This is a genomic window from Citrobacter sp. Cm046 (assembly GCF_030333065.1).
GTDB classification, from domain to species: domain Bacteria; phylum Pseudomonadota; class Gammaproteobacteria; order Enterobacterales; family Enterobacteriaceae; genus Citrobacter; species Citrobacter murliniae.
The window spans coordinates 316,537-326,544 of the sequence record NZ_JAOWGP010000042.1 but is presented as its reverse complement, the minus strand read 5'-3'; the positions used below and the strand labels follow the sequence as shown (position 1 = coordinate 326,544).

Genomic DNA, 10,008 nt, shown 5'->3' with positions numbered 1-10,008 from the left:
TCGGTTTACCGCCTGATTAAAGACACCGACTTTCCCCGCCCCGTCCACCTCTCTTCCCGACTGGTGGTTTTCGATGCCGCTGAAATCCGTCAGTGGCAACAGCGCCGCGCCGCCATTCGTTAATCCACGCTCAGGGATGAGCCGACTGATACCCCATCATGAAACGCGCCCCCTTCCTCAATAAGCAGTCTCCCGACCGCACGCTCGAAGTGGTGATCCTGGCCGGAAGCCTGGCATGGGAGACCTCACGCGCCTGGCGAAAAGATCCCGACCGGGAAGATGATGTTCCCCCGGTGGTACTCGGCCCGGATGAACTGGCCGATCTGGACAACCTGACCATAATCAGGCCCGACACGCTCTACGTCCGGGTACTCCGCACTGGCGATATCTGCGAAGAGGAGCTGCTAAAAATCGCCGTAAAACTGGCACACGCGGATGTGCAGATGGGCCGGCTGATGACCCCTGACGGTGAGTTGCTGGAGAACTGGACCGGACAGCTTGAACGCCTGCGACAGGAAAGGCCCTCCGACATCCTGCCGGAGCACTTCCGCCTCGATGAAGAGGCGCTGTGGTTTGATAAGCTCACCGAACGCCGGGACGGGGAAAGCGACGTCCAGCCCCAGCGCATCTGTTCCCCTCTGCGGGTCACCGCCATCACCTGCGACACTCATGACGGCAGTTATGGCCGCCTGCTGGAATGGCACACCACCACCGGACAATTGCGGCGCTGGGCTATGCCGATGGCGATGCTCAGCGGCAACGGCGAGGAGCTGCGGCGCATTCTGCTGGAGAACGGCCTGACCTACATCGCCACTCGCCCTGCCCTGCGCAGCCTGCTGTGCGAGTACATCTCACGGTCACTCCCCGGACGCCGGGTCACCTGCGTGGAGAAAACCGGCTGGCACAACGGGGTATACGTGCTCCCGGATGAGGTTATCGGTCCCGGTGGCGACAATGTCATCCTTCAGGGCAGCCACTACCTGACCGGCGGCTTTGCACAGTCCGGTACGCTGGCTGAATGGCAGGAGCAGGTCGCCGCGCTCTGTGCAGGTAACTCACGGCTGGTCTTTGCCGTCTGCTGTGCGCTGGCCGCCCCGCTGCTGCGCCTGACCGGAACGGGCGGCGGCGGCTTTCATCTGCGCGGTGAGTCTACCGACGGCAAAACCACGGTGATGAAGGTGGCCGCTTCTGTTTGTGGCGGGACGGATTACTGGCACTCCTGGCGGGCCACCGGCAATGCGCTGGAGGGCATTGCCAGCCGCCACAACGATGCCCTGCTGCCGCTTGATGAACTGCGCGAAGTGGACCCGCGTGAAGCCGGGATGATTGCCTATATGCTGGCGAACGGCCAGGGCAAGGGCCGCGCCCGTACTGACGGCGAAGTGCGTAACCGCAGGCACTGGACGCTGCTGCTGTTCTCCACCGGGGAGCTGTCGCTGGCGGAACATACCGAACGCGCCGGGGAGCGCCTCTACGCCGGAATGGACGTGCGCATGGTACAAATCCCCAGCGACACCGGGCATCATGGCGCGTTTGAGCAGCTACACGGCTTTGCCAGCGGCCAGCAGTTCGCCGATGCCCTCTGCGACCGGGTCGCCCGCTTCCACGGCACTGCCTTTCGTGCCTGGCTGGCCTTCCTCACCCACGACCTGGACGCCAGCACCACGCTGGCGAGAGAGTTACTTCGCCGCTACCAGACCGCCCTGATGCCGGACAACGCCGGAAACCAGGTGCAGCGCATCGTGGCCCGCTTTGCGCTGCTGGCGGTGGCCGGAGAGATAGCGACGCTGCACGGCATCACGGGCTGGCAGGAAGGTACGGCGTATGAGGCGGTGCAGATCTGCCTGCTCGCCTGGCTGAACGAACGCGGCCATATTGCCAACCAGGAAGATGAAGGCGTGCTGGCGCAGATCAAGCGGTTCATTACCGCGCACCAGTACAGCCGTTTTGCCTCGTGGGATGGCCCGGACCGCCCGCTGAATATGGTGGGCTTTCGCCGGGTGGAAAAAGATCCGCTGACGGGTGAAGAGCACACACTGTTTCACATCCTGCCTGAGGGCTGGCGGGAAATGTGCCGGGGATTCAGTCCCGCCAGAGCGGCCAGATTATGTCTGGAAGCGGAATGCCTGCTGCCCGGCAGCGACGGGAAATACCAGTCGCAGGTTCGCCTGCCGGAGATCGGCAAGGCCAGGGTCTACCGGCTCACCTCCCGCATCCTCAGTATCTGAGTGCAGTCTCGCGTGTCTTAAAAAAAGGTGGTACAGGGTGGGACAAGTGGTACACGCAGAGCTGGCGCGGGTTACAGCGTCCCACTTTAGATAATCTGGTTTAAAAAAAGTGGTACAGGGTGGGACAGCCGTTGCTGAATCTGTCCCACTTTTCAGGCTGGTATTTTTCAGGTGGTACAGCGCAAAGCCACGGCTGGCGCGGTTGTACCACTTGTCCCACCTGTACCACCTCAAAAACAGAAGGAATGCAAATGGCGAAAAGGGACTGCAAGACAAAGGCCGAAAGGAAGGGAGAATAAGGGGAATGGGCTTGCCCTCAAAGGGCTAAAATATGTTCAGTTTTCAAACAAAGTCGGCTATGTATTTTCATAAGTTCATGTAAAAGCAGTACTAACTCAAACTACGTGCGTAGCGGCACTGTTTCGGGTGGTGCCGCCCGCGCTCTATCTGGCGCTGGCGATGACCGAGAAGCATGAGAAAGCTGAGCGGATGCGGATTATGAAGGAGACGTGGTGTAGTGAGGTGGAGGCGGCTAAAATAATAACCCTCTCAATAAAATCGTCTTAACTATTCAAAAGTAATTTTACTTTTCATTTAACAAACCAAAATAATCCTTCATATGTGAAACATACATATATTTCTCTAGATTTTTGGGAATACTATTCCGCTCAACATTCATACCAATAGAACTACCAACTAAATGACTCAAAAAACCACCAATACCATTACTTCCATTGATATCTAAAGCAGACTTAGACAAATCGAATAAATCCTCAAGAGTTTGGATTGGAAATTTCAAAGTAAAATTAACTCTTAGCCTCCCAAAAAAACCACCCTTAGATAAAGAAACCACCTCATTAACATTATCGGTAATTTCTTCAATTTTTAGTTTCATACTCGATATTGTATTGCGAGATAAAATATCCTGAGCCGCACTATCAATTGAATTATGCAATCTTATATATTCTTTTCTATATTTATCCTTGAATTCAATAATATCATTAATATTCACTTCCAATGAAGGGACAGGGAGAAGTCCTATCAACTTAGCATTTAATCCGAGATCATCACCGATATCTAGTTTAGACATTTTTAAGCAGTTTGAAGATAAAAATAAAATATCATCGCTAGATAATAAATTTAATCGTTCATGAAACAGTTCATTAATGCCATCATATAGATCATAATCTCCCAACATACCACACTCAGTTCTAAAAACCAGATGATTTAAAAGATTAAGTGGGTAATTCTCACCTTTACCCATTAACGAATAATCTTGAATAGGAGTATTTATTTCTATCCTTTCAATAATCCCTTGTTCTGTTAGCAATGTGATTTCTGAGTCTTCATTATATGAAGGTCCCGCCATATTCCATGACGGATAAATAATTTCATCAAAGTAAAAAAGAAGGTGTCTAATTTCTATCGGGTTAAAAGCTATATCTTTTAAATTAGATGTTGCAGGAGCATAACTTGGCAACGCTATTATTTTTCTATTCATCATAATGCACCACTTTATTTAAAGAAAAAACTTCATTTAAAATAACAACCACTATTCCTAGGTGCTGTTGATCGCTCTTACTTGAGCATCGTACCTATAAGGACACTTGCAAGAACCCTGCAACAGTGGCCATTGATTTCACAACATATCCAGAATCCTTGCAGGATCAACATTCACTGCGCGACAAAAACGTACAAACTCGACAACATCCAGTCGCCTTTCTCCACTCTCTACCTTTGCGATAAATGACTGCGGCCTTCCGAAAGCACTGGCAACCTCTTGCTGAGTGATGCCACAGGCGATCCGCGCATCCCGGAGGGCCTTAATCACCATCTGGTAGTCATTTGAGTAGATAGAAGTCATCCCGGTAGCCTCAAGTCTATGTAAAGACTGACTATCCGGCGGCCTTGCTGTTATCCCAAAACAGGATAATAACCCAAGCAAATCACTTCATAACTGCGTTCAGTATTTCTGCGGGATCCAGAGAAAGCAGGCGGGCAATAGTTGCAAATTCAATCACATCCAAACGACGTTCTCCATTCTCCACCTTTGCAACGAATGACTGAGGTTTTCCCAGCGATTCCGCAAGTTGAGTTTGGGTAATCCTCTGTTCAATCCTTGCAGAGCGCAGTAATTTTATAACTAACTGATATTCATCAGAATAAATAGATGACATTCATAAAACCCGATTAATATCCCAAAATCGAATATCAGCCATTTACAAAAATATCCCAAAATGGGATATTTAATCAGCTTTGTAACACAAGAAGGTAAACGGAATGACTAAAAAAGACTGGCACCCCGCCGACATCATCGCCGCGCTGCACAAGCGCGGCACCAGTCTGGCAAAACTCTCGCGGGAAGCGGGACTGGCGTCATCAACGCTGTCGAATACCCTGACGCGCCCGTGGCCGAAAGGCGAGTGGCTGATTGCCATCGCGCTCGACGTGCATCCGTCAGAAATCTGGCCCGGCCGTTACCTCAATGCTGAAAATAAACGCCAACCCAAAAAACCGCTTCACCCCATGACAACAACCGACAACTCCGGGACATAACGACCCGCGCTGTGAGTGGCAGGACGCATTAACCAACGACACCAGACAGGAGAGTTGTTTATGCACACCGAACCACAATCATGCACCATCGCACTGAGTATGGGAGGCCGCCATGTTTCTGGTCTCCCTGGCTGAAGGCTTTATCCACCTGTTCCAGGCCGCAGGCAAAATCTTCCTCGACATGATGACGGGGCTAATCCCGATGCTCATCTGCCTGCTGCTGGCCATCAACTTCCTGATGAAGCTGGTCGGGACCGTCAGAATGGAGAAAGTCGCCGCCCTGCTCGGCCGCTCACGCATCCTCACCTACGGCGTGCTACCGGTGCTCGGCTGGTTCTTTATGAGCAGCCCCGGCGCGCTGACGCTCGGTAAACTTTTGCCGGAGAAGAGCAAGCCCGGCTATGAGGATGCACTCGGCACCACCGCCCATCCGCTCACCAGCCTGTTTCCCCACGTAGTGCCGTCGGAGTTGTTTGTCTGGCTCGGCGTCGCCGCCGGGGTTAAGGCACTCGGCCTGCCCGTCACCTCGCTGGCGCTGCGTTATATCGCTGCCGCCATGCTGATTGGCCTGATACGCGGGATTATCACCGAGTACCTGTTCCTGCGCCTCAGCAAACGGGGGAACGAACCATGATGACCTACTGCGCGCGTATTGTCGCCATCGGCCTGTTTGTCGCCGACGGTCTCACCGACAAAATGCTCATCACCTTCGACAGCAACGGGCCGAAGGACTGTCTGGACTACTCCCTGTCACTGGAACCGACCATGCGGGAAGAAAATCTGTTCATTCTGCCGGGAGATACCTTGTTACTGGCCGGATACAGCTACCTCATTACGGCTGTGGGCAGAGAAGCACAGCAGTCGCTGTTTGAACTCGGCCATCTGACGATGAAATTTGACGGCAGCCTGAATGCCTTCCATCCCGGCGTGGTCCATCTGTCCGGCCCGGTGCCATTGCTCCCGGCCCTGCACGGAGAACTGATGATTGCGGAGGGGCGGCCATGAACACGGTGCTCATTCCTCCCGGTCCCGGCGGTTACGGTAAGGGGCTGTGGCTGCCCGTTGGCAGCGGCAAAAAGGTACTGTCGCTCACCGGACGCGAGATCCATCCGGTGGCGATAGAAATCGGCGCGCTCACCGAATCGGAAATCGTCAACGGCTTCTCAGACATTCCGCCAGATAACGACATCCTGTGCGTGGTGATTAACTGTGCAGGGTCCCTGCGCTGCGGCCTGTATCCGCAGAAGGGCATCCCGACCATCAACGTGCTCCCCACCTGGCGCGCCGGGCCGCTGGCGCAGTTTATTAGCGAGGAGAACTACGTCTCCGGCGTGACGATGGAGCAGCTGGTTCTGGTAGATACCGCCGAAGCACCGGACGGCGAACCGGAGTCCGTACCTGTCGCTGCACCACGGGTTATCACCACGCCGCCACCGCCGCGCGGCACGGAGAAACTGGTGCACATGGTCGAGCAGACCGGCACCGCCGTCGGCCATGTTATCGCCCTGCTGTTCGCCGCCAGCCGTGAGGCGGTGGATGTCTCCCTGCGCAACGTCATTCCGTTTATGGCCTTTGTCTCGCTGCTGATTGCGCTGGTGCAGGAGACCGCGCTAGGCAGCCTGATTGCCCACGCCCTGACGCCGCTGGCGAACTCGCTGGGGGGGCTGGTGCTGCTCTCGCTCATCTGCGGCATTCCGTTCCTCTCCCCGGTGCTCGGGCCGGGGGCAGCCATCTCGCAGGTGATTGGCGTGATGATTGGTACGCAGATTGGCGCGGGCGCGATATCCCCGGCCTTCGCCCTGCCCGCCCTGTTTGCGATCAATGTGCAGGTCGGCTGCGACTTCGTGCCGGTCGGCCTTGCGATGCAGGAGGCAAAGCCGGAGACCATCGCAAAAGGTGTACCCGCCTTTCTGCTGTCGAGACAACTGACCGGACCGCTTGCGGTAATAGTCGGCTGGCTGTTTTCCCTGGGCTTATTCTGAGGACTCGCTAATGAACAAAATCAGAGCCGCCGTGGTCGGCGCAGGTATCTACGGCAAACACCATATGAACGCGTACCGCCATAACCCGGACACGGTGCTGGTCGCTATCTGCGACACCGACACAGAACGCTGCGACGACCTTGCCATGTCATACGGCATTATGGGCTACACCCGGCTGGATGTCCTGCTGCAGGAGGAAGCCATCGATGTGGTTTCGGTGGCGACACCAGACCCGTACCACACTGAATCCATCCTCACCGCCCTGCGCCACGGCAAACATGTGCTGGCGGAAAAGCCGCTCGCCACCTCGGTACGCGAGTGTGAGCTTATCGTGGAGACGGCGCTGCAGCGGGACCTGCTGGTCGGCGTCGATTTCCACAAGCGCTGGGACCCGGCGGTGATGCGCATCAAAGCTGAACTGGATAAGCCGGAAGCCGGGCGGATCCTGCGCGGCCATATCAGCATGGATGATGTCATCAATGTGCCGACGGAGTGGCTGGACTGGGCAGGCGCAAGCTCCCCGGTGTGGTTTCTCGGCTCACACTGCTTTGACCTGGTACGCCACCTCTCCGGCCAGGAAGTGGTGTCGGTGTACGCCATCGGGCAGAAGCGGCTGATGGTCGAATGCGGTCTCGACACCTTTGACAGCGTGCAAAGCCTGCTGACGATGGTCGACGGCAGTTCGTGGGTGGTGGAAAATTCGTGGGTGCTGCCAGAGGGGTTCCCGAAGGACAACGACGGGCGCATTGAGATCCTCTGCAGGACAGCGTATATCCGCAGTTCCTCACAGCACCGTGGGCTGGAAATCACCACCCCGGATAAAACCCTCACGCCCAACAGCTATTTCATCAACTACCGCAACGGTGTCGCCAGCGGTTTCGGGATCGACCCCATCAATGATTTTGTGCGGGCGGTCAGGCATAAAGCGCCGTACCCGGTCACCACCGAAGACGGGCTGGCGGTAAGCCGGATTTGCGAGGCGGTGTACCGCAGTCTGGAGAGCGGGAAATCTGAAGATGTTTAAACAAACGGCGCAGGGCAGCTCCCTGTGCCAGTTCCATATGATTTTGCTAATTCTACTCACTGGTCTATTCACTCGTCAGGCTTTGGCCCTCAGATATATTAATGTTTTCCATCCTGCCGCAACAAAACCCCACACACGATTGTATGTTTTTTAGTCATTAAGGTGAATAGAGGTATTTTATGGCTATGACCTTTTTCACCTTCCTCCCAATAGTATCATGCTAAACCTCTCATCTATCTTTATTGCGCCAATAATAGTCAACAGGTATTTCAAAAAAGTCCCAAGCAAATTATAATGCTGGAGTTTCATAATGTCCCTTTAAAAACCATTTTAAGAAGAGCTATTATGTCCCTCCCTACAAATTTTAATGATATTTTTCGTATTTTTGAAAAAGATTACGATACAGCCAAAGAAGATAATGCCCTAAGTGCACGCGGCCAATTTCTGCAACTTTACCCCCTTAATCGCCTAAAAAAAATGACGCTTGATGACTATGTCATCGGCAAAGGTACAGCTTCATTTTGTGCTTGTGTTGAAGTAAAAACCAGAACATGGGCAAATATGCAAGGTGCGACGGCGCTCAAATTTGGTATTTATTATGGAAAATCAAAATCAGATCCAACCGTCCGCTATCGTTTTACTCAGAAATTTGGCGATGATGATAGTACTAATAAAGAAGTTTTCGCTAATGTTAAAGACGCTTTACTAGACCTAATACAGTCAGGGAAAGAATTAGATTTTAGAGCGATTGACGAGAACCCCCTATCCCAAATGTTTAAGGCTAAAATATTGAGCCTTTACTTCCCAGAACACTTTATAAACATTTGCAGCAAAGATCATCTTAAAGATATTGCTATGGAAATGGGTATAAAAGAGCAACAGTTTATTAGTAAATATCAACATTTGTTATTCAAGAAAAAACTAGAGCATAAAATCACCCGAAACTGGAGCAATCCAAAATATATGTCCTTCCTTTATGCCCAGTTCATACGTAAGGATCTTAGCAGCGCTCCTGCTGTTATAGTTAAAAAACCACAAAAAAGAAACCATCCCGAAGTCAATTTCGAAGAAATAACGGAAAATCGTGATTTAATAGGCAAAAAAAGCGAAGAATATGCATTAAACTGGGAAAAAAACCGCCTAATCGGTCTCGGCTATTCAAAACTAGCTGAGGAAATAGATGATCGCCGTAATCGTCCAACTTATGGTTACGACTTTCTTTCTTTTAATGCCCCAGGTGATGAGCGATACATCGAAGTTAAATCAATTGGCCGGGATGGAAAAGAGGGAGCATTCCGTTTTTTCCTGTCAGGAAATGAACTCACCGTTTCTAATTTAAGTAACCACAGTAAAAACTATTATTTTTATCTTGTACAGTATGGGAAAGATGGAGAGCCATGCAATCTATATGTAAAACATGCTCAAGATCTTTACACTAATAGTGAAATGTCCCCTTGTGCTTACGTTGTTAGGTTCGATCTGGAAGAACCTGCTTAATAGTTTCGACAACCTCCGGCTCATAACTTTAAAAGTGTGAAATCAGGCGCAGAGTCACCTGCGCCTTCATCTCAATGATGCTGCAACAACACCTGTGAAATCTTCCTTGCCTCAACAGCTGGATCCACCGCATGCGTGATCGCCGATCCTACAATCACCACATCTGGGCCTAACAGCGCATAGTCCTTCACCGTCTGGCTGCTGATACCGCCTGCCACGGCAATCCGGGCTTTCCGGCGCGCCTTCAGCATCGTTATCAAATCATCAATCGGTTTGCGCCCTGCTGCCTGCTGGTCGGTGCCTGTGTGTACAGCCAGCATATCCGCGCCCGCCTCTTCCAGCAGGCGGACCCGCGCGGGCAGATCGTCGACGCAGATCATATCCACCACCACCTGCTTTCCGGCCTCTTTCGCCGCGCGGATGCATGACTGGATCGTCAGCACGTCGGTCACACCTAACACCGTGACATAGTCTGCCCCGGCGTCGAAAAGCAGCTGCGACTCAAAATGGCCGCCATCCATAATTTTCGCATCCGCCAGCACTTCCTTATGCGGGTATTTCTCTTTAATGGCTTTAATTGCATTCACGCCTTCCCGAATAAGAAAAGGTGTACCCACTTCAATAATATCAACGTCGTCAACCACCTTATCAATAAATGCCAACGCTTCAGGCAGGGTTAACTCGTCCAGGGCAAGCTGTAATTTCATGTTGGTTTCCTTGT

12 protein-coding genes are annotated in these 10,008 nt (G+C 52.5%); 8 read left to right on the top strand and 4 right to left on the bottom strand.

What is annotated here, in order from left to right:
- Together OGX98_RS15815 and OGX98_RS15810 are read left to right on the top strand one after the other, a co-directional pair.
- Positions 1–123 (top strand): AlpA family phage regulatory protein (locus OGX98_RS15815; protein WP_286595012.1); only part of this gene is annotated, 123 nt, incomplete at its 5' end.
- A 35-nt stretch (positions 124–158) separates the two neighbouring features.
- Positions 159–2,228, top strand: a complete 2,070-nt coding sequence (locus OGX98_RS15810) for a DUF927 domain-containing protein (RefSeq protein ID WP_286595537.1) — start codon at positions 159–161, stop codon at positions 2,226–2,228.
- Positions 2,229–2,811: 583 nt separating this feature from the next.
- On the opposite strand, the gene OGX98_RS15805 is transcribed toward OGX98_RS15810, so the two are convergent.
- From OGX98_RS15805 to OGX98_RS15795, 3 genes are all read right to left on the bottom strand, one after another.
- The gene (locus tag OGX98_RS15805) at positions 2,812–3,732 is read right to left on the bottom strand and encodes a DUF6236 family protein (RefSeq protein ID WP_286595536.1); all 921 of its coding nucleotides are present in this window, start codon (positions 3,730–3,732) and stop codon (positions 2,812–2,814) included.
- A 135-nt stretch (positions 3,733–3,867) separates the two neighbouring features.
- Positions 3,868–4,092, bottom strand: a complete 225-nt coding sequence (locus tag OGX98_RS15800; RefSeq protein ID WP_275155774.1) for a helix-turn-helix domain-containing protein — start codon at positions 4,090–4,092, stop codon at positions 3,868–3,870.
- Between the two features lie 82 nt (positions 4,093–4,174).
- Positions 4,175–4,405, bottom strand: coding sequence for a helix-turn-helix domain-containing protein (locus tag OGX98_RS15795; protein WP_286595534.1), 231 nt, complete (start codon positions 4,403–4,405; stop codon positions 4,175–4,177).
- Between the two features lie 103 nt (positions 4,406–4,508).
- On the opposite strand from OGX98_RS15795, the gene OGX98_RS15790 reads away from it, so the two are divergent.
- From OGX98_RS15790 to OGX98_RS15765, 6 genes are all read left to right on the top strand, one after another.
- A complete protein-coding gene (locus OGX98_RS15790; protein ID WP_286595532.1) occupies positions 4,509–4,784 on the top strand; it encodes a helix-turn-helix domain-containing protein in 276 nt (91 codons plus the stop codon).
- 112 nt (positions 4,785–4,896) lie between these two features.
- A complete protein-coding gene (gene srlA, locus OGX98_RS15785) occupies positions 4,897–5,418 on the top strand; it encodes a PTS glucitol/sorbitol transporter subunit IIC (protein WP_286595531.1) in 522 nt (173 codons plus the stop codon).
- Positions 5,415–5,789, top strand: a complete 375-nt coding sequence (locus tag OGX98_RS15780; RefSeq protein WP_088144763.1) for a PTS glucitol/sorbitol transporter subunit IIA — start codon at positions 5,415–5,417, stop codon at positions 5,787–5,789. Before srlA ends, OGX98_RS15780 begins: the two co-directional genes overlap by 4 nt.
- Positions 5,786–6,766 (top strand): PTS glucitol/sorbitol transporter subunit IIB, encoded by a 981-nt coding sequence (srlE, locus tag OGX98_RS15775; protein WP_286595530.1) that lies wholly within the window; start codon positions 5,786–5,788, stop codon positions 6,764–6,766. The genes OGX98_RS15780 and srlE overlap by 4 nt, the downstream gene beginning before the upstream one ends.
- Positions 6,767–6,776: 10 nt before the next feature.
- Positions 6,777–7,790 carry a Gfo/Idh/MocA family protein gene (locus tag OGX98_RS15770; RefSeq protein ID WP_286595529.1) on the top strand — a complete coding sequence of 338 codons (1,014 nt, stop codon included), beginning with the start codon at positions 6,777–6,779 and terminating at the stop codon, positions 7,788–7,790.
- A 294-nt stretch (positions 7,791–8,084) separates the two neighbouring features.
- Complete coding sequence (locus OGX98_RS15765; protein WP_286595528.1) at positions 8,085–9,287, top strand: protein NO VEIN domain-containing protein; 1,203 nt, start codon at positions 8,085–8,087, stop codon at positions 9,285–9,287.
- 71 nt (positions 9,288–9,358) lie between these two features.
- Here OGX98_RS15765 and hxlA read toward each other — a convergent pair whose 3' ends face one another.
- The gene (hxlA, locus tag OGX98_RS15760) at positions 9,359–9,994 is read right to left on the bottom strand and encodes a 3-hexulose-6-phosphate synthase (protein ID WP_286595527.1); all 636 of its coding nucleotides are present in this window, start codon (positions 9,992–9,994) and stop codon (positions 9,359–9,361) included.
- Positions 9,995–10,008 lie beyond the last annotated feature (14 nt).